The organism is Streptomyces sp. NPDC014656 (genome assembly GCF_043084305.1).
In the GTDB taxonomy this organism is placed as follows: Bacteria; Actinomycetota; Actinomycetes; order Streptomycetales; family Streptomycetaceae; genus Streptomyces.
In genome coordinates this window covers 73,582-97,677 of sequence record NZ_JBIBZN010000007.1, presented here as the reverse complement: position 1 = coordinate 97,677, position 24,096 = coordinate 73,582, and the positions used below count along the sequence as shown (strand labels likewise).

The 24,096-nt window shown below is 74.7% G+C and carries 24 protein-coding genes and 1 pseudogene; 10 read left to right on the top strand and 15 right to left on the bottom strand.

Annotated elements, in window-relative coordinates; genetic code table 11:
• Window positions 1-6: 6 nt before the first annotated feature.
• The 3 genes from ACF1ED_RS18035 to ACF1ED_RS18025 all read right to left on the bottom strand — a co-directional run bounded on the left by ACF1ED_RS18035 (window position 7) and on the right by ACF1ED_RS18025 (window position 2,329).
• Complete coding sequence (locus tag ACF1ED_RS18035) at window positions 7-486, bottom strand: GNAT family N-acetyltransferase (protein WP_391761502.1); 480 nt, start codon at window positions 484-486, stop codon at window positions 7-9.
• 25 nt (window positions 487-511) lie between these two features.
• Window positions 512-1,054, bottom strand: coding sequence for an RNA polymerase sigma factor (locus ACF1ED_RS18030; protein ID WP_391761500.1), 543 nt, complete (start codon window positions 1,052-1,054; stop codon window positions 512-514).
• 93 nt (window positions 1,055-1,147) lie between these two features.
• The gene (locus tag ACF1ED_RS18025; protein ID WP_391761498.1) at window positions 1,148-2,329 is read right to left on the bottom strand and encodes a glycerophosphodiester phosphodiesterase; all 1,182 of its coding nucleotides are present in this window, start codon (window positions 2,327-2,329) and stop codon (window positions 1,148-1,150) included.
• A gap of 274 nt (window positions 2,330-2,603) precedes the next feature.
• Here ACF1ED_RS18025 and ACF1ED_RS18020 point away from each other — a divergent pair, with 274 nt between their 5' ends.
• On the top strand, window positions 2,604-3,227 hold the full coding sequence (locus tag ACF1ED_RS18020) for a lysophospholipid acyltransferase family protein (protein ID WP_370531643.1): 624 nt from the start codon (window positions 2,604-2,606) through the stop codon (window positions 3,225-3,227).
• A gap of 78 nt (window positions 3,228-3,305) precedes the next feature.
• Here the strand turns inward: ACF1ED_RS18020 and ACF1ED_RS18015 are convergent, their stop codons facing one another.
• On the bottom strand, window positions 3,306-4,817 hold the full coding sequence (locus ACF1ED_RS18015; protein WP_391761892.1) for an MFS transporter: 1,512 nt from the start codon (window positions 4,815-4,817) through the stop codon (window positions 3,306-3,308).
• 44 nt (window positions 4,818-4,861) lie between these two features.
• Window positions 4,862-5,413: a TetR/AcrR family transcriptional regulator gene (locus tag ACF1ED_RS18010; RefSeq protein ID WP_391761496.1), complete on the bottom strand. Its 552-nt coding sequence runs from the start codon at window positions 5,411-5,413 to the stop codon at window positions 4,862-4,864.
• 84 nt (window positions 5,414-5,497) lie between these two features.
• Between ACF1ED_RS18010 and ACF1ED_RS18005 the strand changes: the two genes are divergently transcribed.
• Entirely contained in the window at window positions 5,498-6,007 is a 510-nt protein-coding gene (locus ACF1ED_RS18005) for an HAD domain-containing protein (protein ID WP_391761494.1), read from the top strand.
• Window positions 6,008-6,016: 9 nt separating this feature from the next.
• Here ACF1ED_RS18005 and argH read toward each other — a convergent pair whose 3' ends face one another.
• Window positions 6,017-7,444, bottom strand: coding sequence for an argininosuccinate lyase (argH, locus tag ACF1ED_RS18000; protein WP_391761492.1), 1,428 nt, complete (start codon window positions 7,442-7,444; stop codon window positions 6,017-6,019).
• A 177-nt stretch (window positions 7,445-7,621) separates the two neighbouring features.
• Here argH and ACF1ED_RS17995 point away from each other — a divergent pair, with 177 nt between their 5' ends.
• From ACF1ED_RS17995 to ACF1ED_RS17985, 3 genes are all read left to right on the top strand, one after another.
• A complete protein-coding gene (locus ACF1ED_RS17995; RefSeq protein WP_391761491.1) occupies window positions 7,622-8,929 on the top strand; it encodes a hypothetical protein in 1,308 nt (435 codons plus the stop codon).
• A gap of 125 nt (window positions 8,930-9,054) precedes the next feature.
• The gene (locus ACF1ED_RS17990) at window positions 9,055-9,660 is read left to right on the top strand and encodes a pyridoxamine 5'-phosphate oxidase family protein (protein ID WP_391761489.1); all 606 of its coding nucleotides are present in this window, start codon (window positions 9,055-9,057) and stop codon (window positions 9,658-9,660) included.
• A gap of 38 nt (window positions 9,661-9,698) precedes the next feature.
• A complete protein-coding gene (locus tag ACF1ED_RS17985) occupies window positions 9,699-10,400 on the top strand; it encodes a L,D-transpeptidase (protein WP_391761487.1) in 702 nt (233 codons plus the stop codon).
• Between the two features lie 7 nt (window positions 10,401-10,407).
• Here the strand turns inward: ACF1ED_RS17985 and ACF1ED_RS17980 are convergent, their stop codons facing one another.
• Genes ACF1ED_RS17980 through argC form a run of 5 tightly spaced genes read right to left on the bottom strand, consistent with a single transcriptional unit; the run spans window position 10,408 to window position 15,247 of the window.
• A complete protein-coding gene (locus ACF1ED_RS17980; RefSeq protein WP_030756161.1) occupies window positions 10,408-10,944 on the bottom strand; it encodes an arginine repressor in 537 nt (178 codons plus the stop codon).
• 7 nt (window positions 10,945-10,951) lie between these two features.
• Window positions 10,952-12,157, bottom strand: coding sequence for an acetylornithine transaminase (locus tag ACF1ED_RS17975; protein WP_391761484.1), 1,206 nt, complete (start codon window positions 12,155-12,157; stop codon window positions 10,952-10,954).
• The gene (gene argB / locus ACF1ED_RS17970) at window positions 12,154-13,059 is read right to left on the bottom strand and encodes an acetylglutamate kinase (RefSeq protein WP_391761482.1); all 906 of its coding nucleotides are present in this window, start codon (window positions 13,057-13,059) and stop codon (window positions 12,154-12,156) included. Before argB ends, ACF1ED_RS17975 begins: the two co-directional genes overlap by 4 nt.
• Window positions 13,056-14,222: a bifunctional glutamate N-acetyltransferase/amino-acid acetyltransferase ArgJ gene (argJ, locus tag ACF1ED_RS17965; protein WP_391761480.1), complete on the bottom strand. Its 1,167-nt coding sequence runs from the start codon at window positions 14,220-14,222 to the stop codon at window positions 13,056-13,058. Before argJ ends, argB begins: the two co-directional genes overlap by 4 nt.
• The gene (gene argC / locus ACF1ED_RS17960) at window positions 14,219-15,247 is read right to left on the bottom strand and encodes an N-acetyl-gamma-glutamyl-phosphate reductase (RefSeq protein WP_391761478.1); all 1,029 of its coding nucleotides are present in this window, start codon (window positions 15,245-15,247) and stop codon (window positions 14,219-14,221) included. The genes argJ and argC overlap by 4 nt, the downstream gene beginning before the upstream one ends.
• A gap of 240 nt (window positions 15,248-15,487) precedes the next feature.
• Here argC and ACF1ED_RS17955 point away from each other — a divergent pair.
• The 4 genes and pseudogenes from ACF1ED_RS17955 to ACF1ED_RS17940 all read left to right on the top strand — a co-directional run.
• A pseudogene (locus tag ACF1ED_RS17955) lies at window positions 15,488-15,943 on the top strand (MarR family winged helix-turn-helix transcriptional regulator); the annotation flags it as partial.
• 164 nt (window positions 15,944-16,107) lie between these two features.
• Window positions 16,108-16,605 carry a MarR family transcriptional regulator gene (locus tag ACF1ED_RS17950; RefSeq protein WP_391761476.1) on the top strand — a complete coding sequence of 166 codons (498 nt, stop codon included), beginning with the start codon at window positions 16,108-16,110 and terminating at the stop codon, window positions 16,603-16,605.
• Between the two features lie 191 nt (window positions 16,606-16,796).
• A complete protein-coding gene (locus ACF1ED_RS17945; RefSeq protein WP_391761474.1) occupies window positions 16,797-18,110 on the top strand; it encodes a M48 family metallopeptidase in 1,314 nt (437 codons plus the stop codon).
• 160 nt (window positions 18,111-18,270) lie between these two features.
• A complete protein-coding gene (locus ACF1ED_RS17940; protein WP_391761472.1) occupies window positions 18,271-19,125 on the top strand; it encodes a sigma factor-like helix-turn-helix DNA-binding protein in 855 nt (284 codons plus the stop codon).
• Window positions 19,126-19,143: 18 nt separating this feature from the next.
• Here the strand turns inward: ACF1ED_RS17940 and ACF1ED_RS17935 are convergent, their stop codons facing one another.
• From ACF1ED_RS17935 to ACF1ED_RS17920, 4 genes are all read right to left on the bottom strand, one after another.
• The gene (locus ACF1ED_RS17935) at window positions 19,144-20,304 is read right to left on the bottom strand and encodes a methyltransferase (protein WP_391761470.1); all 1,161 of its coding nucleotides are present in this window, start codon (window positions 20,302-20,304) and stop codon (window positions 19,144-19,146) included.
• Window positions 20,305-20,397: 93 nt separating this feature from the next.
• Window positions 20,398-20,976 carry a histidine phosphatase family protein gene (locus ACF1ED_RS17930; RefSeq protein WP_391761468.1) on the bottom strand — a complete coding sequence of 193 codons (579 nt, stop codon included), beginning with the start codon at window positions 20,974-20,976 and terminating at the stop codon, window positions 20,398-20,400.
• A 68-nt stretch (window positions 20,977-21,044) separates the two neighbouring features.
• A complete protein-coding gene (locus tag ACF1ED_RS17925; protein ID WP_391761466.1) occupies window positions 21,045-21,509 on the bottom strand; it encodes a GNAT family N-acetyltransferase in 465 nt (154 codons plus the stop codon).
• 101 nt (window positions 21,510-21,610) lie between these two features.
• The gene (locus ACF1ED_RS17920) at window positions 21,611-23,044 is read right to left on the bottom strand and encodes a PLP-dependent aminotransferase family protein (RefSeq protein ID WP_391761464.1); all 1,434 of its coding nucleotides are present in this window, start codon (window positions 23,042-23,044) and stop codon (window positions 21,611-21,613) included.
• On the opposite strand from ACF1ED_RS17920, the gene ACF1ED_RS17915 reads away from it, so the two are divergent.
• Window positions 23,043-24,014, top strand: a complete 972-nt coding sequence (locus ACF1ED_RS17915) for a DMT family transporter (RefSeq protein ID WP_391761462.1) — start codon at window positions 23,043-23,045, stop codon at window positions 24,012-24,014. The genes ACF1ED_RS17920 and ACF1ED_RS17915 overlap by 2 nt on opposite strands.
• The last annotated feature ends 82 nt before the right edge of the window (window positions 24,015-24,096 follow it).

Here is a 24,096-nt window from a genome sequence, read left to right as displayed (position 1 = left end):
CGCGGGTCAGGCGGCCTTCTCCAGGGTGACGAGGGTGAGCCGGGGACCGGCCTCGCGGGTGCCGACCTGGGCGTAGCCCTTGGCGCGGTAGAGGCGGAGGTTGCCCTCGCTGCGGTGGCCGGTGAAGAGCTGGAAGCGCTTGGGCGCGGTGTCCGCCGCGGCGAAGTGGCGCTCGATGGCGTCGAGGAGCCGGCCGCCGATGCCGTGGCGGCGCATGCGGGGGTGGACGATGAGCTTGGCGATGTGCACCGTGCCGTCCTCGTCGGTGCGGGCGCGCACGGAGGCGACGACCTCGTCGCCGAGCCGGGCCACCAGGCAGTGGCCGTCGGCCAGCTCGGCCCGGACGGCGTCGAGCGGCTGGGTCAGCGGCTCGATGGACCAGTCGCCGTACAGCTCGGCCTCGCTCTGGTAGCAGAGGTACTGCAGCTTCAGGATCTGCTCCGCGTCGTGCGCGGCCGCCGCCGAGATGGTCACACTCAGGCCCATGTGTGCATGCCTCCCGCTCATCTGGTCACCGATCGGTACCCCGCACCCTTCCCCGTCGGCCGGGGGCGGGAACCTCTGCCGCGAGCATTCTGCGCAGGCATCCCAGGCAACGGGAACGCATCGGCCCCAGACTGCCTTGTGAGATACCCAACGTTCCTGCGATTTCCCGGTAGGTGGGGTCGGCGGGGTCGAGCATCGCGTCGAGGAGGCGGGGACAGCGGCCGGGCGTCCGGGTGACCGCGGCGCGCAGGGTGCGGCGGCGTTCGGCGGTGAGCGCGGAGCCCTCGGGCCCCGGGGGTTCGTGGCGTGCGTCCGGCGGGGCCTCCCCGTGGTACGGCCGCTCCCGGCCGCTGGTGCGGCGGGCCCGGCGGGCCTCGGCGCGGACGGCGCGGCGGAGCCAGTCGGCGGGGCGCTCGGGGGCGTCGTCGGCGCTGAGCCGTTCCAGGAGCCGCAGCCAGACGGCCTGTTCGAGGTCGCCGGGCTCGACTCCGGCGGCCGCGGCCTCGGCCCGCGATTCGGCGGCGAGCAGCGGGGTGAGGGCGGCGAGGAGGGTTTCCGGGGAGGTCATGACCGCCACGATGCGGCGGCGCGGGGGCGCGGTTGCGGCGCGGGCGGGGAACCACCCGGTCGGCGTACGGCGCCGACCGGGCGGCGGCCCGGGTCAGCGGGCGCGGAAGTCCTCGGCGGCCAGCAGGGCGGTGTCCGGGTTGTCGGAGAAGACGCCGTCGATGCCCGTCGCGAAGTACCGCTCCAGGGCGCCGAAGGCGTCTCCGTAGGCGGCCGGGTCGGTGCCCTCGCGGAAGTCGGCCGGCAGGAAGGCGTTCTCGTTGCGCTGGGTGTAGGGGTGGAGGATCAGGCCCTCGGCGTGGGCGTCCCGCACCAGGGTGGTCGGGGTGCCCAGCCGGCCGGCGGCGTCCTTGGGGATCACCAGGTCGAGGGTGGGGCCGATGCCCTGGGCGTACGAGGCGATCCAGCGCAGTCCGGCGGGGGTGACGAGGTCGGCGACGGTGCGCGGGTCGCCGGCCTCGGTGAAGTCCCAGGGGCGGGTGGCCGCGCCCGAGAGCAGGACCACGAGCGGGGAGTCGACCAGCTTCGACAGGCGCTGGACGCTGCTCGGCTCGAAGGACTGGAGGAAGACCGGGGAGTCCGCGCGGTGGCGGCCGTAGCGGCGGAGCAGCTTCGCCAGGCGCTCCTCCAGACCGAGGCCGATCGAGCGGAAGTACGAGGGGTGCTTGGTCTCGACGTGGAGCCAGATCTCGCGGCCCCGGCGCCGGCCCTCCTCCTCGGCCCAGCGCAGCACCTCCTCGAAGGTGGGGACGGTCCAGCGGCCGTCGTAGAGGGTGTTCTCCTGGCGGGTGCCGGGGATCCGCTCCTTGGCGCGCAGCGTCTTGAGCTCGGCGAGGGTGAAGTCCTCGGTGAACCAGCCGGTGTACGGGACGCCGTCGACCGACTTGGTGGTCCTGCGGGAGGCGAACTCGGGGTGGTCGGCGACGTCGGTGGTGCCGGTGATGTCGTTCTCGTGGCGGCAGACGAGGTGCCCGTCCTTGGTGGGGACGAGGTCCTGCTCGATGACGTGGGCGCCGAGGTCCAGGGCGTGCCGGTAGGAGCCGAGGGTGTGCTCGGGGCGGTAGCCGCTGGCGCCGCGGTGGGCGATGACGGTCGGCACGGGGAGCGAGCGGTAGCCGCGCCCGTGGCCGTGGCCCCGCCCGTGCGGGCGGCCGGTCCCGGCGGCCTGCGCGGTGCCCGTGCCGGCGGCCAGTGCGGCGGAGACGCCGAACGCGGCGGCGCCGGCCGCGCCGAGTACCGTACGGCGGTCCGGGGTCCGGGGTGCGCCCTGGGTCATGGAGGTCCTCCTGTGTGATGTCCCGCACCTGGCGGCGGGTGGACCCGACGGTAGGCAGGGCACCCCTACGGGCGGCAGACCTGGGCCGAACATGGCGGAAACACGCGTCAACACCGTGTATCCGTTCGGTGAACCCGATGTGCGCACGGCGGTGACCCGCGAGTATCGTCGCGTGCTGCACCGTCGGCTCCCGGGAGCCGCCCGCCCGACACCGGAGGAACCGTTGTCCCGTCACGCGATCGTCAAGGCCACCCTCGGTCCGATCCTGCGTCTGATGTTCCGCCCCCGTGTCGAGGGCGCCGAGAACGTCCCCGGGACCGGGCCGGTGATCCTCGCGGGCAACCACCTCACCTTCATCGACTCGATGATCATGCCGATCTGCCTGGACCGCCAGGTCTTCTTCATCGGCAAGGACGAGTACGTGACGGGCAAGGGCTTCAAGGGCCGGCTGATGGCCTGGTTCTTCACCAGCGTCGGCATGATCCCGGTGGACCGGGACGGCGGCCGCGGCGGTGTGGCGGCGCTGATGACGGGCCGCAGGGTGCTGGAGGAGGGGAAGATCTTCTCGATCTACCCGGAGGGCACCCGCTCCCCCGACGGCCGGCTCTACCGGGGGCGTACGGGCGTGGCCCGGCTGACGCTGATGACCGGCGCGCCGGTGGTGCCGTTCGCGGTGATCGGCACGGACAAGGCGCAGCCGACCGGCGCGGGCTTCCCGCGCCCGGTGCAGGTGACCGTCCGCTTCGGCGAGCCGCTGGAGTTCTCCCGCTACGAGGGCATGGACCGCGACCGGTACGTCCTGCGGGCGGTGACGGACTCGGTGATGGCGGAGGTCATGCGGCTGTCGGGCCAGGAGTACGTGGACATGTACGCCACGAAGGCGAAGGAGGCCGCGTAGCGGCGGCCGGTACGCGAAAGGGCGCCCCCGGGGCTTTCCGGGGGCGCCCTTTCGCGTGCCGCGGGCGCCGCGGGCGGGTCAGTGCCCGACGCCGTCCGCGAGCTTCTGGTCCTTGAGGAGGAACCAGGCGGCCACGGCGGTGGCGAGGAGGACGGCCGCGCCGGCGCCGGCGGCTATCCGCAGGCCGTCGACGAAGGCGTCCTGGGCGGCCGAGACCAGCTGGCCGGCCCGGGCCGGGTCGAGGGCCGAGGACGCCTCGACGGCGCCGCCGAGCGAGTCGTGGGCGGCCGCGGCGACGTCCGACGGGACGCCGGCGGGGGTGGTGAAGCCCCGGTAGACGCCGGTCACGATGGAGCCGAGGACGGCGATGCCGAGGGCGGCGCCGAGCTCGTACGCGGTCTCGGAGACGGCGGACGCGGATCCGGCCTGCTCCTTGGGGACGCTGGAGAGGATCACGTCGGCGGTGACGGTGAAGGCGAGGCCCGCGCCGATGCCGACGACGAGGAGGCTGGCGCCGAGGGCCGGGTAGCCGGTGGACCGGCCGATGGCGGTCAGGACCGCGAGGGCGAGACCGATGGCGGCGAGGCCGCCGGCGACGACCGAGCGGACCGAGAACCGCCGGGCGATCCGGCCGGCGAGCAGACCGGCCGTCACCGAGCCGACGGCGGCGGGGAGTTCGGCGAGACCGGCCTCCAGCGGGGCGCGGCCCTGGACCAGCTGGAAGAACTGGGACAGGAAGAACACCAGGCCGGCGAGGCCGAGGATGGTCAGCAGGTCGGCGAGGACGGCGCCGGAGAAGCCGCGGTTGCGGAAGAGGCGCATGTCCAGGAGCGGGGCCGGCAGGGTGAGCTGGCGGCGGACGAACCAGGCGAGGCCGCCCGCGCCGACGAGCGCGGCGACGGCCACGTCGAGGGTGGGGCCGTGCGAGGCCAGCTCCTTGACGGCGTAGACGACGCCGATCATGCCGACGAGGGATAGGGCGACGCTGGGGAGGTCCCAGGGGCCCGGGGCCGGGTTCTTCGACTCGGGGATCAGCTTGACGCCGATGACGACCAGGACGGCCATGACGGGCAGGTTGATGAGGAAGACCGAGCCCCACCAGAAGTGCTCCAGGAGGAAGCCTCCGACGACCGGGCCGACGGCGGCGCCGGCCGAGGCCATGGCGCCCCAGACGCCGATGGCGAGGCTGCGCTCGCGCGGGTCGTGGAAGAGGTTCCGGATGAGGGCCAGGGTGGACGGCATCAGGGTCGCGCCGGCGACGCCGAGCAGGGCGCGGGCGGCGATCATCATCTCGGGGCTGGACGCGTAGGCGTTCAGGACCGAGACGGCGCCGAACGCGGCGGCGCCGACGAGGAGCAGCCTCTTGCGGCCGATGCGGTCGCCGAGGCTGCCCATGGAGACCAGCAGGCCGGCGATGACGAAGGAGTAGACGTCGCCGATCCAGAGCAGCTGGGTGCCGGTCGGCTTCAGGTCCTCGGAGAGGAAGGGCGTCGCCAGGCCGAGCACGGTGGCGTCCACGGCCACGAGCAGCACGGCCAGGACGAGCGCGGCGAGGGCGAGCCACCGGCCGGGACGGCGCCCGCCCCCGATATGGCTCTCCTCGTTGCCCTTGTCGTACCGGACGGTTTCGGTGGTCACTTCTCCACGCTCCTGCGCGCTCCGCCGAGCAGCAGCTCGGCGATCATGTAAGTAAAGTCGTTGGCGGCGACCCGCCCGTCGGCGACGGCCCAGGCCCCCGAGCCGATCAGCCCGTAGAACGCCTCGCACAGCCAGGCGGGGCTCAGGTCGATGCGGAAGGCGCCCTCCTCCTGGCCGCGCCGGAAGAGGGCGACGAGGCGGGCGTCGAGGCGGGCCCAGCCCTCGTTCTGCCCGTCGCCCTCGAACAGCTGGTTCTCGGTGACGAGGAAGGCGAGCAGCGGGGCGGCGGGCTCGGAGGCGGCGACGAGCCGCCGGACGGCCTCGTCGGCCGGCCCCTCCTCGATCCGGGCCGCGTCGAGCGCGGCCTCCGCCTCCTCGATGCACATCTGCTCCAGCGCCCGCACGAGCGCGTCCCGCCCGGCGAAGTGCCGGTGCAGGGTGGCCCGCCCGATGCCGGCGGCCCGGGCGACCTCGTCCATGGTGGCGGTCGCCTTGCGGGAGAGCAGGGCGGCGGCGGTACGGAGCACCTGGGTGCGGTCGACTGACATGAGACGACCATACACCACATGAGACATCAATGTCTCACAAGAAATTCCGATGCCTCACCCGAAAGGAGAGGGAATGCTGTGGACATGACGAAGCCACTGCTGCTGATCGACGTGGACGGGCCGCTCAACCCCTACGCGGCGCAGGCTTCGCGCCGCCCGGAGGGGTACACGACCCACCGGATGCGGCCGGGAGGCTGGTTCGGGACGAAGCCCCTGCGGGTGTGGCTGAACCACGGGCACGGGGCGGAGCTCCTGGCGCTGGCGGAGGCGTACGAGCTGGTCTGGGCGACCACGTGGAAGGACGAGGCCAACGCGTGGATAGGCCCTCATCTGGGCCTCCCGGAACTGCCGTTCGTCGACTGGCCCAAAATGCACGGGGCCGCCCCGCGCGGAACGTTCTGGAAGACCCAGTACGTCCTGGAGTACGCGCGGGGGCGGCCGTTCGCGTGGGTGGACGACGACATCACACCGCACGACCACGCGTACGTGGAGCGAAAACACCTCGCCGCCGCCCTGCTGCTGCACGTCGACCCCCGGCTCGGACTGCTCCGGCCGGACTTCGACAGGCTCGCGGACTGGGCGGCGGCGCCGTAGGGAGCGGGTTCAGTTCTTGGCGGTCGCCCAGGCGTGCTGGATGACCAGGTCGGCCTTGACCTCGACGAGCTGGACGGCGACGGCGGAGGGCGCGGTGCCGCCTCGGCCGTCGCGGGAGGCGAGGGCGCCGGGGACGTTGAGGACCGTGCGGACCTCGGGGGTGAGGTGCTCGGAGATCTTGGCGAACTGCTCGTCCGTCAGCCCGTCCAGCTCCTTGCCCTCGGACTCGGCGACCTTCACGCACTCGCCGGCGACCTCGTGGGCGACACGGAACGGCACGCCCTGCTTGACCAGCCACTCGGCGATGTCGGTGGCCAGCGAGAAGCCGGCCGGGGCCAGCTCCTCCATGCGCTCCCGGTTGACGGTGAGCGTGGCCATCATGCCGGTGAAGGCGGGGAGCAGGACCTCCAGCTGGTCGCAGGAGTCGAAGACCGGCTCCTTGTCCTCCTGGAGGTCGCGGTTGTAGGCGAGCGGCAGGGCCTTGAGGGTGGCCATCAGGCCGGACAGGTTGCCGATGAGGCGGCCGGACTTGCCCCGGGCCAGCTCGGCGATGTCCGGGTTCTTCTTCTGCGGCATGATCGAGGAGCCGGTGGAGAAGGCGTCGTGGAGGGTGACGAAGGAGAACTCCTTCGTGTTCCAGATGATGATCTCCTCCGCGATCCGGGAGAGGTTCACCCCGATCATCGCGGTGATGAAGGCGAACTCGGCGACGAAGTCGCGGGAGGCGGTGCCGTCGATCGAGTTGCCCGCCGAGCCGCGCTCGAAGCCGAGGTCCTTGGCGACCGCCTCCGGGTCGAGCCCGAGGGAGGAGCCGGCGAGGGCGCCGGAGCCGTACGGGGAGACCGCCGTGCGGGTGTCCCACTGGCGCAGCCGCTCGGCGTCCCGGGAGAGCGCCTGGGCGTGGGCGAGCACGTGGTGGGCGAAGAGCACCGGCTGGGCGTGCTGGAGGTGGGTCCGGCCGGGCATGGCGACGTCCGGGTGCGCCTCGGCGAGGCCGACGAGCGCGTCCTGGAGGTCGGCGACGAGCCCGCCGATGATCCGGGCGTGGTCGCGCAGGTACATCCGGAAGAGGGTGGCGACCTGGTCGTTGCGGGACCGGCCCGCCCGCAGCTTGCCGCCGAGCTCGGCGCCGAGCCGCTCCAGGAGGCCCCGCTCCAGGGCGGTGTGGACGTCCTCGTCGGCGATGGTGCCGGTGAAGGAGCCGTCGGCGACGTCCGCCTCCAGCCGGTCGAGCCCGGCGAGCATGCGGGTCAGTTCGTCCTCGGTGAGCAGCCCGGCCTTGTGGAGCACGCGGGCGTGCGCCCGGGAGCCGGCGATGTCGTAGGGCGCGAGGCGCCAGTCGAAGTGCACCGAGGCGGAGAGCTTCGCGAGGGCCTCGGCCGGACCGTCGGCGAAGCGTCCGCCCCAGAGCCGGACGTCACCGTTGTTGCTGCTCACTTCTGGTTGCTCCTCGCCTCGGTCACCGAAACCCTTGATGCATGAGTATGCAGAACTCTGCATGTTTCGTCAATCGGGGTCGGCCGTCCCCGCCGGGCCGGAAAAGCCCCGGCGGGGACGGCGGGCCCGGAGATACAGTCCGCCTCCACGATGCCGCCGAGGAGAGGGGACGCCGCCGTGCGACACGGGACGAAGGAACGTTCGGGGCCGCCCCGCCCGCCGACGCCGTCCGATCCGCCGGGGGCGTGGACCCGCTACGACCGGGCCGCGCGGGAGGGGGGCGGGGCCGGCGGGCTCCGGGCCGCCTCCTGGGAGGAGCGGCTGGCGGCCCTCGACGGCACGGACCGCCCGCTGCCCCTGGTCGCCCTGCGGTGCGCGGACCGGGTGGAGCCCGTACGGGAGCGGGCGCGGGCCCTGCTGCGGGAGGCGCTGGACGGGGCGGCGCCCGCCGAGGTCGTCGCCGTCGCCGGTGTCGCGCTGGCGGCGGCCGGGCGGCGGCACGGCGGCTGGGGCCGGGAACTGGTCGCCGAGCGGCTCGCCCACGCGCGCGTGCGGGAGGCGCTGCTCTCCGCCGCCGATCCCGCCACCCGCCGGTTCGCCCACCGGACGGCGCTCGACGCCGGGCTGCTGCCGGCCGGGCGGGCCGCGTGGGCGGCGACGTGGGACCCGGACCGGCGGGTGCGGGCGATGTGCCTGGCGGTGGTGGCGGACGCGCCGGACGCGCGGGAGGCGGACCTCGACGCGCTGCTGGCCTCGAAGTGGCCGGACGCCCGGGCGGCGGCGGTCGACGCGCTCGGCGCGACGGGCCGGGGCGCGGCGGCGGAACGCTTCCTCGCCGACCGGTCCCGGGCGGTGCGGACCGCCGCCCGGGAGGCCGTACGCACCTCCGGCGGGCGGCCCGCCGACTGGTGCCGGGCGCGGTGCGCGGAGGCGGAACGGTGGCCGTACGCCCCCCTCGGGCTCGCGGAGTGCGCCGAGCGGACGGACGGGGACACCGCGCTGCTGCGGGAGCTGACGGCCCATCCGACGGCCCGGGTCAGGGCCTCGGCCGTCGCCGGGCTGCGCCTCCTGGACCCCGAAGGCTGGCGGACCGTACTGCCGCTGCTCGACGACCCCTCGGCGGCTGTGGTGCGGGAGACCGGGAAGACCCTGGTGGAGAACGCGCACCGGGTCCCCGTGGAAGCCCTGGCGGCCCGCACCGCGCCCGGCCGCTCGTACCTCCAGCGGTCGCATGCCCTGCGCGTGCTCGCGGAGAGCTACCGGACCGAAGCCTTCGTCGAGCTGATGAGGATGCTCGACGACCCCCACCCCACCCTCCGCTCCCGCGCGGCCCTCGCGGCCTCCCGCCGCGGCTGGGTCGCCGGCGGCACCACCCCGGCGGCCGCCGCCGAACTGCTGGAACTGCTGGACCGGCACGCCGGGTTGTTCGCCCGGCGTGCCGCCTGGATGCGGGAGAGCCTCGCGCGCGCTCGCGACCGGAGATGAACCACGGGCGGGGGCCGGGGCGGACGACCGTGCCGCCCGGCGATCCCGAGCCCGCTGTCGTACGGGGGGCGGGGCGGGCCCTGTTCGGGTGATCCCGGTTCCCCCCGGGGGCGGAGAATGGGGGCATGGGAAAAACATATGAGCGTATTGACGGGCGGCTGCGTGCCTTCATCGAGGCCCAGCCCGTCTACTTCACCGCCACCGCGCCGCTGTCGGGTGACGGGCACGTCAACCTCTCCCCCAAGGGACGGAAGGGGACCCTCGTCATCCTCGACGAACTGACCCTGGCCTACATCGACTTCGGGGGCAGCAGCGCCGAGACCATCGCCCACCTCCGCGAACCGGGCAACGGCCGGATCACCCTCATGTGGACCTCCTTCTCCGGGCCGCCGACCGTGGTGCGGGTGCACGGCGACGGCGAGGCCGTGCTGCGCGACGACCCGCGCTGGGCCGAGCTCTTCGCCCGCTTCCCCGAGGAGGCGGTGAAGGACCAGATCAGCGCGCGGGCGATCGTCCTCGTGCACGCGCGGCGGGTCAGCGACTCCTGCGGGTTCGCCGTGCCGGTGATGGAGTACCGGGAGGAGCGGTCGCTGCACGCGGACTACTTCAACCGCAAGACGGACGAGGAGTTCAACACCTACTGCGAGGGCAAGGAGCACATCGCCACCAGCCTCGACGGGCTGCCCGCCCTGCCGCTGCCGCTCCCGCCGCTCCCCCACTCGGGTCAGTAGCGTGGCAGGGGGTGTGCGGGCGGCCTAGCGTCGCCGCCATGCGTACCCTTCTCGCGCTCGGCGCGGTGCTGCTCTCGCTGGCCTCCGCGCCGGCCGCCCCGGCCGCCCCGGTGGCACCGCTGCCCGCGCGGATGGCGGACACCGGCGGCGGCTCCCAGCTGATCACCGCCGTGGCCGCCGACGCCTCCGCCACCACCGGGACCGTCACCTGGTGGGACCGGCGGGGCGGGCGGTGGGCGCGGGCGGGCTCCGCGCCGGCCCGGTTCGGCGCGGAGGGGCTGGCGGAGGGGGCCACCCGGCGGCAGGGCACGAACACCACGCCGACCGGGCTCTTCGACCTGCCGTACGCCTTCGGGATCCGGGCCGCGCCGGCCGGGACCCGCTACCGGTACGTACGGGCCACCGAGGACTCGTGGTGGTGCCAGGACAACGACTCGCGCGCGTACAACCGCTGGGTCGAGGGGCTGCCGGTGGACTGCCGCGCCGGCGAGGCCGAGCACCTCGTCGCGTACGGGACGCAGTACGCCCACGCGCTCGTCATCGGCTTCAACTACGCCCGCCCGGTGCGGATGCGGGGCGCCGGGATCTTCCTGCACGTCAACGGGCGCGGGGCGACGGCGGGTTGCGTCTCCGTGCCGGCGGACGCGATGCGGGCGATCCTGGCGTGGGCCGATCCGGAACGGCGGCCGCACATCGCCGTCGGCACCCGGCGGGGACCGACGGCGATCCTGCGCTACTGAGGGGCGCTCAGTTGCCCTTCTGCGCGAGGCGCAGCAGGTGGTCGGCGAGGGCCTGGCCGCCGGTCGGGTCGCGGGAGATGAGCAGCAGGGTGTCGTCGCCCGCGATGGTGCCGAGGATGGCGTGGAGTTCGGCCTGGTCGATGGCGGACGCGAGGAACTGGGCGGCACCGGGCGGAGTGCGGAGCACCACCAGGTTGGCGGACGCCTCGGCGGAGATGAGGAGTTCGCCGGAGAGGCGGCGCATGCGCTCCTCCTTGGCGGACTCGCCGAGCGGGGCCTGCGGGGTGCGGAAGCCGCCCTCGCTGGGGACCGCGTAGATCAGCTCGCCGCCGGTGTTGCGGATCTTCACCGCGCCGAGCTCGTCGAGGTCGCGGGAGAGCGTCGCCTGGGTGACGCTCAGCCCGTCGTCCGCGAGGAGCTTGGCGAGCTGGCTCTGCGACCGCACCGGCTGCCGGTTGAGGATGTCGACGATCCTGCGGTGGCGTGCGGTGCGGGTCTGCGGGACCGACGGCCCTCCGTGCTCGTTCCCCTGCGCGTCGGTCATCGTCGCCTCATTCTCCGGTTCGTCCTTGCCCGTTCGCCTCGTGCGCCTTCTCCAGGACGGCCGGCAGGGCCCGGAGGAAGGCGTCCGCCTCGGCGTCGGTGAGGACCAGCGGAGGCATGATCCGTACGACGTCGGGGGCGGGCGCGTTCACCAGGAGGCCGGCGTCCTGAGCCGCCTGCTGCACCTGGGGCGCGAGGGGCTCGGTGAGCACGATACCCAGCAGGAGGCCCGCGCCACGGACATGGGAGACCAGCGGGTGGCCGAGGCCCTCGATTCCGGAGCGCAGCCGCTCGCCGACGGCCTTGACGTGGTCGAGGGCGGCGTCGGCGGCGAGGGTGTCCAGGACGGCGAGGCCGGCGGCGCAGGCGACCGGGTTGCCGCCGAAGGTGGTGCCGTGGTGGCCGGGGGCGAAGAGCTCGGCCGCCGCGCCGAAGGCGACGGTGGCGCCGAGCGGCAGGCCGCCGCCGAGCCCCTTGGCGAGGGTGACGACGTCGGGGTCGACGCCCTCGTGGGCCTGGTGCTCGAACCAGTGGCCGCAGCGGCCGATGCCGGTCTGGACCTCGTCGAGGACGAGGAGGGTGCCGGTGGCGCGGGTGATCTCGCGGGCCGCCTCGAGGTAACCGGCCGGCGGGACGACGACGCCGTTCTCGCCCTGGATCGGCTCGATGATCACGAGGGCCGTCTCCTCGGTGACGGCGGCGCGCAGCGCCTCCGCGTCGCCGTACGGGACGTGGGTGACGTCACCGGGCAGCGGCAGGAAGGGGGCCTGCTTGCCGGGCTGGCCGGTGAGGGCCAGGGAGCCCATGGTGCGGCCGTGGAAGCCGCCGTCGGTGGCGACCATGTGGGTCCGGCCGGTGAGCCGGCCGATCTTGAACGCGGCCTCGTTGGCCTCGGCGCCCGAGTTGCAGAAGAAGACCTTCCCGGGGCGGTCGAAGAGCGCCAGGAGCCGCTCGGCGAGGGCGACGGGCGGTTCGGCGACGAAGAGGTTGGAGACGTGGCCGAGGGTGGAGACCTGCCGGGTGACGGCGTCGACGACGGCCGGGTGGGCGTGGCCGAGGGCGTTGACCGCGATGCCGCCGACGAAGTCCAGGTACTCGGTGCCGTCGGCGTCCCAGACCTTGGCGCCCTCGCCGCGGACGAGGGGCAGGCGCGGGGTGCCGTAGTTGTCCATGAGCGAGCCCTGCCACCGCCCGGTCAGCTGTTCGTTGCTCACGCTTCCCCCTGTCCGTCCGGCACGACCATCGTGCCGATGCCCTCGTCGGTGAAGATCTCCAGCAGGATGGAGTGCTGGACGCGCCCGTCGATCACGCGGGCGGTGGTGACGCCGTTGCGGACGGCGTGCAGGCAGCCCTCCATCTTGGGGACCATGCCGCTGGAGAGCTCGGGCAGCAGCTTCTCCAGCTGGCTCGCGGTGAGCCGGCTGATGACCTCGTCGCTGTTCGGCCAGTCCTCGTAGAGGCCCTCGACGTCGGTCAGGACCATCAGGGTCTCGGCGCCCAGCGCCGCAGCGAGTGCCGCAGCCGCCGTATCAGCATTGACGTTGTAGACATGTCCGTCGTCCTGGGAGCGGGCGATGGAGGAGACGACCGGGATGCGGCCGTCCTCCAGGAGCGCCTGGATGGCGCCGGTGTCGATGGCGGTGATCTCGCCGACGCGGCCGATGTCGACGCGTTCGCCGTCGATCTCCGGCCGGTGCTTGACGGCGGTGATGGTGTGGGCGTCCTCGCCGGTGAGGCCGACGGCGAGCGGGCCGTGCTGGTTGAGCAGTCCGACGAGCTCGCGCTGGACCTGGCCGGCGAGCACCATCCGCACGACGTCCATGGCGTCCTCGGTGGTGACCCGCAGGCCGGCCTTGAACTCGCTGACGATGCCGTGCCGGTCGAGCGCGGCGCTGATCTGGGGGCCGCCGCCGTGCACGACGACCGGCTTGAGGCCGGCGTGGCGCAGGAAGACGACGTCCTGGGCGAAGGCGGCCTTCAGCTCCTCGTCGATCATGGCGTTGCCGCCGAACTTGATGACGACGGTCTTGCCGTGGTGGCGGGTGAGCCAGGGCAGCGCCTCGATCAACGTCTGGGCCTTCGGGAGGGCGGTGTGCTTCCGCGTGGCGTTGCTCATGAGGAGTAGGCGCTGTTCTCGTGGACGTAGTCGGCGGTCAGGTCGTTGGCCCAGATCACGGCGGACTCGGAGCCGGCGGCGAGGTCGGCGGTGACGACGACCTCCCGGAAGCGCATGTCGACGAGCTCGCGGTCCTCGCCGACGGAGCCGTTCTTGCAGACCCAGACGCCGTTGATGGCGACGTTCAGCTCGTCGGGCTCGAAGGCGGCGGAGGTGGTGCCGATGGCGGAGAGCACCCGGCCCCAGTTGGGGTCCTCGCCGTGGATGGCGCACTTGAGGAGGTTGTTGCGGGCGATGGAGCGGCCGACCTCGACGGCGTCGTCCTCGGTGGCCGCGTTGATCACCTCGATGCGGATGTCCTTGCTGGCGCCCTCGGCGTCGCCGATGAGCTGGCGGGCGAGGTCGGCGCAGACCTCCCGGACGGCCTCGGCGAAGTCGTCCTGGGCGGGGGTGGTGCCGGAGGCGCCGGAGGCGAGCAGGAGGACGGTGTCGTTGGTGGACATGCAGCCGTCGGAGTCGACCCGGTCGAAGGTGAGGCGGGTGGCGGTCCGCAGGGCGGCGTCGAGGCCCCGGGCGTCGACGTCGGCGTCGGTGGTGAGGACGACGAGCATGGTGGCGAGGCCGGGGGCGAGCATGCCCGCGCCCTTGGCCATGCCGCCGACCGTCCAGCCGTCCTTCGTGGCGACGGCCGTCTTGTGGACGGTGTCGGTGGTCTTGATGGCGATGGCGGCCTTCTCGCCGCCGTGCGCGGAGAGTTCGGCGGCGGCCTTCTCGACGCCGGGGAGGAGCTTGTCCATGGGGAGGAGGACGCCGATGAGGCCGGTGGAGGCGACGGCGACCTCGCCGGCGCCGACCTCGGCGCCCTGCGCGCTGAGGACCTCGGCGACCTTCTCGGCGGTGGCGTGGGTGTCCTGGAAGCCCTTCGGGCCGGTGCAGGCGTTGGCGCCGCCGGAGTTGAGGACGACCGCGGTCAGCTCGCCGTCGGCGAGGACCTGCTGGGACCAGACGACCGGGGCGGCCTTGACGCGGTTGGAGGTGAAGACTCCCGCGGCGGCGCGGCGCGGCCCGGTGTTGACCACGAGGGCCAGGTCCGGGTTGCCGTTCTGCTTGATCCCGGCGGCGATGCCCGCCGCCGTGAATCCCTGCGCTGCGGTGACGCTCATGGAGCGACTCCAATCGTGGAGAGTCCGGTGTCCTCGGGAAGGCCGAGGGCGATGTTCATGCTCTGCACCGCGCCGCCGGCGGTGCCCTTGGTGAGGTTGTCGATGGCGCTGATCGCGATGATCCGGTGCGCGTTCGCGTCGTACGCGACCTGGATGTGAACGGCGTTGGAACCGTGGACGGACGCCGTGGCGGGCCACTGCCCCTCGGGGAGGAGGTGGACGAACGGCTCGTCCGCGTACGCCTTCTCGTAGGCGGCGCGGACGGCCTCGGCGGTCACGCCCGGCTTCGCGGCGGCGGTGCAGGTGGCGAGGATGCCGCGGGGCATCGGCGCCAGGGTCGGGGTGAAGGAGACGGTGACCCGCTCGCCGGCCGGGCCGGAGAGGTTCTGGATCATCTCGGGCGTGTGCCGGTGGCCGCCGCCGACGCCGTACGGGGTCATGTTGCCCATCACCTCGCTGCCGAGGAGGTGCGGCTTGAGGGCCTTGCCGGCGCCGGAGGTGCCGGAGGCGGCGACGATCACGGCCTCGGGCGCGGCGAGCCCGTCCGCGTACGCCGGGAAGAGGGCGAGCGAGACGGCGGTGGGGTAGCAACCGGGCACCGCGATGCGCTTGGCCCCCTCGAGGGCGGCGCGGGCGCCCGGCAGTTCGGGGAGGCCGTAGGGCCAGGTGCCGGCGTGCGGGGAGCCGTAGTACGTCTCCCAGTCGGCCGGGTCCTTCAGGCGGAAGTCGGCGCCCATGTCGACGACGAGGACGTCGTCGCCGAGCTGCTCGGCCACGGCGGCGGACTGGCCGTGCGGCAGGGCGAGGAAGACGACGTCGTGACCGGCGAGCTCCTCGGCGGTGGTGGGCGCGAGGACGCGGTCGGCGAGCGGCAGCAGGTGCGGCTGGAGGCCGCCGAGCTTCTGGCCTGCGTTGGAGTGGCCGGTCAGGGTGCCGATCTCGACCTGGGGGTGGGCGAGGAGCAGGCGCAGGAGTTCCCCGCCCGCGTATCCGCTCGCACCCGCGACTGCTGCTCGTACCGTCATCGAAACCCTCCTCATGGATGGCATGACTATACGTGCAGCCGTAGTTTTATGCAACGAGGCACGGAGGGCTTCACTCCTCGGGGTGCCGGGCGGGACGACGGGACGCAGCCGGACCGGCTGCCGCCGCGTCAGGGCCCGCTGCCGCGCCGCCGGGGAGCCGCCGACCGCCGCCGACCGCCGCCGACCGCCGCCCGGGAAATTTAGTAGCCATGGACATAGTAGCCATGTACGGTATTCGTCATGAGCAAGGGTTCCCCGGGCCCCACGCCCGGCTTTCTGGTGTGGCGGCTCGCCAACAAGTGGCGGGTCGCGGTCGACCGGGCGGTGGCCCCGCTGGGCCTCACCCACGCGCAGTACTCGCTGGTCGCGTCCCTGCACGGCATGCGGCGCACCGGCGAGCGGCCCAGCCAGCGGCAGCTCGCGGACCACACCGGCATGGAGGCGCTGTACGTCTCGAAGCTGGCCCGCTCGCTGGAGGCGGCCGGGCTGGTCGAGCGCGCCCGCGACCCGCGCGACCCGCGCGCCGTGCGGCTCGCCCTCACGGAGGAGGGGCTGGCCGTCACCCGGCGGGCCGTCGAGGTGGTGCAGGACCTGCTCCAGCAGCTGCTGGAGCCGCTGGGCGGGCTGGACTCGGCACGCACGCGCGCGTTCGCCGAGGAGCTGACGACCCTGCTCGACGTACCCCTCGTTCCTCTCGACCCTTCCGGGCCCGCCGCACCTTCCGGGCCCGCCGCACTTTCCGGGTCCGCCGTTCCTTCCGGGGCCGCCTCACCTTCCGACCCCGCCGTTCCCTCCGCACCCGAGACCACCGGCACGAGCACCGACACGAGCACCGACACGAGCACTCAGGGGGCAACACCATGACCAGCACCGACACCACGGCCACCACCGCCGACACGGCCGCCACCACCGCGGCGCCCGCGGACTCCCGCGCGCTCGGCCTCGCGCACTACGCGGCCCGCGGCCTCCTGGAGCACGTCCTGGCCCGGCACGGCGTCACCTTCGTGCAGCAGCTGGCCCTGCGCACGGCGGTGACGGCCGGGGAACCGCTGACCGCGGACGAACTCGTCGCCCGGGTCCGCGCCTCCCTCAAGGCCTCCCCGGCCGAGGTCCGTGCCGCCCTCGACGCGCTACGCGCGAAGGAGCTGCTCCTCGCGGACGGCCCCCGGCTGCTCCCCGCCGACGCGGGCCGGGCGCTCCTCGCCACCGTCACCGCCGAGATCACCCCGCTCTCCGCACGCGTCTGGGACGGCATCCCCGCCGACGACCTGGCCGCCGCCGGCCGCGTCCTCGCCCTCGTCAGGGAACGCGCCGACAGGGAGCTCGCCGCCCTGGCCGAGGCCGCCCCCGGGAGCTGACGCCCCCGCCTCGCCGGAACCGGTGGGGACCCGCCGCCCCTCATGGCCTAAAGTGCGTCCGCCGCCTCCCTGAACGGCTGGAACACGCCAGGCACACGCCCAGCACACGTCAGGAACACGCCGGGCGGCGACACCATGAGGAACAAGGGGGCGCACGCCGTCGGCGGTGACCCCCGGTGGGGGGTACCACCTTGACCGAGACCATCGACGCGGGGCGGGCGGCCGACGCCGCCCGCCCCGCCTGCCCCGACTGCGGAGCCGCCCTCACCGGTGGCGGCCCGCATGTCGCCTGGTGCGCCGGCTGCGGCTGGAACACCGACCCCGGCGCCGACGCGGAGGAGGAGCCGCGCGGCCGGATCGAACGGGTGCGGCGACGGCTCGCCCGCCGGTACGGGGAGCAGCTCTTCGCCGATCTCACCGCGGCCGACGGCGCCGGCGGGGACACCGCCCGCTCAGGACGCGGCCGCTCCGGGCGGCTCGCCGGCTGCCTCGCCCTGGCCGTGCACGGCCTCACCGTCGCCCTCCTCGCGGCCGGCCTCGCGATGATCGTCGCCGGCACGGGTCTCGTCCCCGTGCTCGGCGCGATCCCGATCCTCCTCGCCGTGGTGCTCCGCCCCCGCTTCGGCAGTCTCCGGAAGGCCGCCGCCGACCAGCCCGTCCTGCGGCGCCCGGACGCGCCGGAGCTCTTCGGCCTCCTCGACGAGGTCGCCGCGACGGTCGGCACCACGGGCGTCGAGGCCGTCGTCGTCGACACCGACGTCAACGCCTCCGTCCGCACCTACGGGGTGCGGCAGCGACGCGTCCTGACCGTGGGCCTCGGCCTCTGGGAGGTGCTCGCCCCGCAGGAGCGGATCGCCCTCCTCGGCCACGAGTTCGGGCACTACGCCCACGGCGACACCCGGCACGGCCTCGTCGTCTCCACCGCCTTCCAGTCCCTCGACACCTGGTCCTACACACTGGCCCCGCAGGAGTCCGAGTCCCTCCTCGACGACCTGATGAACCTCGCCACGGCGCTGCCCCGGGCGGTCGTCGACGGGGTCGCGGGCCTGCTGGACCACCTCACCCTGCGGGGCTCGCAGCGTGCCGAGTACCTGGCCGACGAGGCCGCCGCCCGGGCCGGCGGTTCCGGGGCGGCGGCCGCGCTGATGGACCGCCTGCTCTGCGCCGGCACCCTGAGCGGCATGCTGCGCCGGGAGGCCGTCGCGGCCCGCACCCGGCGGGGCGCCGACCGCTCCGGGGACCCGGCCGAGGGGCTGTGGCGGCGGCTCGCCGCCCAGGCCGCCGCCGTCCCCGCGACCGAGTACGAACGGCTGCGCCGGGTCGCCGAGCTGCGCGGGCACAGCGTGGACAGCACCCACCCGCCCACGCACCTGCGGCAGCGGCTGCTGACCGCCGGCACCGCGCACGAGCCCCGGATCGTCCTGGACGCCGAACGGGCAGCGCGCGTCGACGCGGAGCTCGGCGACGCCCGCCGGACGCTCGCCCGGCGACTGCTGAACGGCTGAACGGCTGAACGGCTGAACTGTTGAGCCGTTGAGCTGTTGAGCTGTTGAGCTGTTGAGCGACCGAGCGGGCCCGCACCGGTGAGGTCGCCCGCGACGGCGTCACAACGGCGGCCGGCGGACCGTCAGTCCGGTGACGGCACCTGACGAGAGACGAGGCCCCATGCGGGACGACGCTGTGGTGACCGCGCTGGGCGCGCGGTTCGACGCCGACGAGGAGCGGCTGCGCGGGCTGGCCCTGCGGCTCCTGGGCGCCGGGGCGGAGCGGGAGGCGGAGACCGTCCTCGCCCGGGTCAGGGACGGCCTCGGCGCGGACGCGCCGGGCCTCGCGGGGCTCTGGCTGACGGCCCTGGTCGTCCGCGCGTGCCGGGACGGCGCCGGGCCCGCGCGCGGGGAGAGCGGGAGCGGGGAGACCGGGAGCGGGGCCGACAGCGGTTCCGGGGCCGGGTTGCCGCGGGGCGGTCCGGACGACACCGTCCTGCTGGGGTTCCTCGCCGTGCTCGTCCGGCTCGGGCCCCGCGAGCGGGTCGCGTACCTCCTCCACGACGTCTTCGGGCTGCCGCCCGGCGAGACCGCCCGGGTCATGGGCGGATCCGCGGCCGAGGCCGCCCGCCGGGCCCGGCGGGCGCGGGAGCGGCTGCGCGGCGGAGGCGCGTACGGCGGCGGGGAGTCGCCGGACCGGCGGCGGGCGCTGGTGGACGCCTTCCTGGCGGCCGCACGCGCGCGTGACGCCGCCGCCCTCGCCGTACTCCTCGATCCGGAGGCGGTCGCGTACGGCGAGCGGGGGCCGGTGCGCGGGGCCGGCGCCGTGGCCGTCGTGGCGGCGGCCCTGGCGCGGCCGGGCGCGCTGTTCCGGCCCGTGCTGGTGGACGGCGCGGTGGGCGTGGTGGCGTCCGAGGCCGGACGGCCCGTCGCGGCGCTGGCGTTCGCGTTCCGCCGGGACCGGATCGCCCGCGTCGACGTCACGACCGGCGAGGAGCGCGTCCGGGCCCTGGACCTGGTCCTCCCCGAGACGTGAGGCGTGAGGCGGGAGGCGTCAGCGCCGGACCGCGCGCAGCACCACGAACTTCGGGTCGCTCGCGACCAGTTCGCTGTTGCCGAAGATGCGGCGGAGGGTGACGTGGTAGCCGAGGTGGCGGTTGCCCACGACCCACAGTTCGCCGCCGGGCGCCAGCGCCCGGCGCGCGTCGGAGAACATCCGGCGGGCGGTGCGGTCGGTGGTGGCCTGGTGGCTGTGGAAGGGCGGGTTGTTGAGGACGAGGTCGAGGGTGCCGTCGGGGACGCCCGCGAGCCCGTCGGCGACGGTGAACTCCGCCTTCCGGCCCTCCCCCGCGTGGGTGCGGAAGTTCTCCTCGGCGGAGGCGACCGCCTGGTACGACTCGTCCGTGAAGAGCAGTTCGGCGTCGGGTTCGGCGAGTGCGACGGCGAGGCCGACGACGCCGTTGCCGCAGCCGAGGTCGGCGACGCGCGCGTGGCCGAGGTCCCGCGGCAGGTGTCCGAGGAGGAAGCGGGTGCCGATGTCGAGGCGGTCGGCGCAGAAGACGCCCGCCTGGTTGGCGACCGTACGGCCGGCGAGCCCGGGGGCGGGGGTGTCGGCGGGGAGGGCGTAGCGGTGCGGCCACGGGTTCGGCCCGGGCGCGGCGGCCGGGTCGGGGGTGGTGTGGATCAGCCGGGCCTTCTTCACCGCGAGCGAGGTGCGGGTCGGGCCCAGGACGCGCTCGAACAGGGTCAGGGTGGAGGTGTGGATCTCCTTGACCATGCCGGTGCCGACGATCACCGTGTCCTCGTGGACGGCGGGGGCGAGCCGGTGCAGCTGGTCCTCCAGGAGCGCGAGGCTCTTCGGGACGCGGACGAGGAGGACGTCGATCCGCGCGGGCGGCGGATCCTGGGTGGTGAGGAGCCGGACGGCGCCGGGGGCGGCTCCGGCCCGGGCGAGGTTGGTCCGAGTGGCCTCGCGGCCGAGGTACGAGTCGGAGATCTGGACGGGCTCCCCGGCCCCGGCGGCCCGCAGCGCGGTGACGAGGGCGCCCCAGCGGTCGCCGAGGACGGCGACGGTGCCGGAGAGGTCGGTGCCGGTCTCGGCCAGGTGGTTCAGCAGGTACTCGTCGGCCGCGTCCCAGGCGCGCAGCGGATCGCGCGGGTCCTCGGGGTGGCGGGTGAGCGTGACGTCGCCCCATGGCGTGGTCAAACGGTTCATCGTGCCCCCAGGCTAGCCGGTCCGTCCCGGGCCCGGTCGCCGCGCCGGCCCGGCGGTGGCGCGCCCCAGGGGTCGGCCGCCCGCTCCGCAGGTTCAGCGCAGCGCGGGGGCGTCCAGGTGGAGGTGCCAGGCGCCGGGGCGGCCGACGAGGGTGACGGTCGACAGGGGGCGGACGTCGACGCTCCAGTAGGTGGCGGGGGCGGCCCGGAGGGCGTAGACGAGGGCGGCGCGGACGACGGAGGGCTCGGCGACGGCGACGACGCTGACGTCGTCGGCGGGGCGGGTGTCGAGCCAGCCGCCGACGCGGGAGATGAAGGCGAGGAGGGGTTCGCCGCCGTGCGGGGCGGAGCGGGCGTCGGCGAGCCAGGCGTCGACGGCGGCCGGTTCGAGGGCGGCGACCTCGGCGAGGGTGAGGCCGCGCCAGCGGCCCATGTCGCAGTCGCGCAGGGCGGGCTGCGCGAGCGGGGCGTAGCCGAGGGCGGTGCCGGTGGCGCGGCTGCGCGGCGTCGGGGAGCAGTAGCGGAGTTCGGCCGCGCCGAGCGGGAGGAGCGCGGGCGCGGCCTGCTGCACCTCGTACCATCCGGCCTGGTCGAGCGGCCGGTCGTCGTCGAAGCGTTCGGCGAGCAGGGAGGAACTGCGTGCCGCCGCGACCAGCGTGACCCGAAGACCCATGGGCGCGATCGTGAGGCCGGTGGGGTCCCGGGTCAAGGGGCGCGGAGGGGGGACCGGGAGGCCCCCGTTCACTGCTGCCCGAGAGCCATCCACTTGTCCGGATTCTGCAGTGGCGTGAATCCGACCTTCTCGTAGACGCCGTGGGCGTCGGCGGTGGCGAGCATGATCCGGCTGAGCCCGTACGGCTCCAGGTGGTCACGGACGGCGGTGGCGAGGGCGGTGCCGAGACCGGTGCCGCGGGCCGGCCGGTCGACGTAGACGTCGCAGAGCCAGGCGAAGGTGGCGTAGTCGGTGACCACGCGCGCGTAGCCGGCCATCTCGCCGGTCTCGCGGTGGTAGGCGCCGAAGTTGAGCGAGCCCTCGATGGCCCGGTCCTGCTTCTCCCGAGGTCGGCCGCCCGCCCAGTAGGAGTCGGTGGAGAGCCAGTGGTGGACGCGGGCGGCGTCGAGGCGGGCCGGGTCGGACGAGATCTCGTACGTCTCGTGGGGGACGGCGGAGGCGGGGGCGGACGCAGGCGCGGTGGTGTCGGACATGGACGCAGGATCCCAGGGGCCCCGGCATGTGTCCGAGGGATTTTCCGCGCCCGCCGGGGCGGTGGCCGCGCGCGGCCACCGCCCCGGCGGGCCGTGCGGCGTCACGGAAGGAGTTCGTCCATGGCCGTCCGGAGCCTGCGGACGCCCTCGGCGATCTCCGTGGGTCCGGCCACACCCGCGAAACTCAGCCGGATGTGGCCGGCGGGCGGTTCGGCGGAGAAGTACGGCCTGCCGGGCGCGGCGGTGACGCCGGCGCGGAGCGCGGCGGCGAGGAGGGCGGACTCGGGCAGGGCGTCGGGGAGGCGGAGCCAGAGGTGGTAGCCGCCGGAGGGGACGTGGGGCAGGGCGAGTTCGGGGAGCCGGAGGGCGACGGCGGCGGCGAGGGCGTCGCGGCGGGCCTTCAGCTCCTGGGAGACGGTCCGCAGGTGCCGGGACCAGGCGGGGGCGCCGACGAGTTCGAGGGCGGCCTCCTGCAGGGGGCGGGGGACGAAGAAGCTGTCGACGACCTGGATGGCCCGGAGGCGTTCGAGGACGGGGCCGCGGGCGGCGAGGGCGCCGACGCGGAGGCTCGCCGAGGTGATCTTGGTGAGCGAGCAGACGTGGACGACGACGCCGTCGGGGTCGTCGGCGGCGAGCGGCGCCGGCAGCGGTCCGGCGTCCTCGTGGACGAGCCAGCGGGCGAAGTCGTCCTCGACGACGAAGGCGCCGGCGGCCCGGGCGATGCGGACGACCTCGCGGCGCCGGTCCGGCGGGAGGAGGGCGCCGGTGGGGTTCTGGAAGAGCGGCTGGCAGACGAGGACGCGGGCGCCGGTGGCGCGGAAGGCGGCTTCGAGGAGGTCGGGGCGGATGCCGTCGGCGTCGGTGGGGACGGGCACCGGGCGCAGTCCGGCGGCGCGGGCGACGGCCAGCATGCCGGGGTAGGTGGGCGACTCGACGAGCACCGGGGTGCCGGGCGTGCCCAGGGCGCGCAGGGCGGTGGTGAGGGCGGACTGTCCGCCGGCGGTGATGAGGACCTCGGCGCCGGTGACGCCGCCGCCGATCTCGCGGGCGAACCACTCGCGGAGTTCGGTGAGGCCGTCGGTCGGCGGCCGGCCCCAGGCGCCGGGTCGGCGGCCGGCCCGGGCGAGGGCGGCGGACAGGGCCCGCTCGGGCTGGAGGGAGGGGTGGAGGTAGCCGCCGTTGAACTCGACGACGCCCGGCGGGGGCGCGGCGAGGGTGACGAGCACGCCGGAGGCGTCGACGGCGCGGGGGGCGAGCTCGGTGGTGGCGTCGGCGCTGAGGGCGAGTTCCTGCCAGGAGGTGTCGCCCGCGGCGGCGGGGGCGGGGGCCTCGGCCCGGAAGGCGCCGGCGCCGGGGCGGGTGACGACGAGGCCCTCGGCGGCGAGCTGGGCGAGGGCGCGGGTGACGGTCACCGGGGAGACGCGGTAGCGCTCGACGAGCGTCCGGCTCGATGGCAGCTTTCCACCCGGAGAGTAGCGGTCGAGCTCCGCCTTCAGGGATTTCGCCAGTTCGGCCACACTGCTACGCTCATGCATGAGAGCACAGAATAGCGCTACTGCCCCGATGACGATAGCGGTCGACATGACGGCCGGAAGCGCTCCCGCCCCGGAGCCCGCCCGGGGCCCCGCGTCGGCCGCCACCGCCTCCCCCGGCGCCCAGGGCACCCTGCTCGCCCTGCTCGGCGTGGTCTCCTTCTCGCTGACCTTCCCGTCCACGGTGTGGGGCCTGGAGAGCTTCGGCCCCTGGTCGCTGGTGGCCGTCCGCTCCACGCTCGCCGCGCTGATCGCCGGGGCCTTCCTGCTCGGCGGCCGGGTCGCGCTGCCGGAGCGGCGCCACTGGGCCGGGCTCGCGGTGGTCGCGGGCGGCGTGGTGGTCGGCTTCCCGCTGCTGACCACGCTCGCCCTCCAGACCTCCACGACCTCGCACGCCGCCGTCGTCGTGGGCCTGCTGCCGCTCACCACGGCCGCCTTCGCCGCCGTGCGGACCGGGCGCCGCCCGTCCCGCACCTTCTGGCTGGCGGCCGTCGCCGGCGCGGCCGTCGTCATCGCCTTCACCGTCCAGCAGAGCGGCGGCGCCCTCTCCGAGGGCGACCTCTACCTCTTCGGCGCGCTCCTGGTGTGCGCCGCGGGCTACACCGAGGGCGGCCGGCTCGCCCGGCTGATGCCGGGCTGGCAGGTGATCGGCTGGGCGCTGGTGTTCTGCCTGCCGCTCATGGTCCCGGCCTCCGCGGTGGCGCTCGCCCTCGAACCGGTGCACCTCACCGCCCACGGAGTCGTCGGCCTGGTCTGGGTGGCCGCCGGCTCCACCTTCTTCGGCCTGTACGTCTGGTACCGCGGCATGGCCGCGATCGGCATCCCGCGCGCCAGCCAGCTCCAGCTCGCCCAGCCGCTCCTCACGCTCTTCTGGTCGGTCTTCCTGATCGGCGAGTCCCTGCCGCTGGCCGCGCCCGTCGCGGCGGTCGGCGTGCTGGTCTGCATCGCGGTGACCCAGCGCGCGAAGAGCTGACGCGCGCCGGGTGACCGCGCGGGCCGGTCGGCGCGACGGGCGCCCGTGACCGGGGTCACAATGACAGACAGAGGCCCTACGC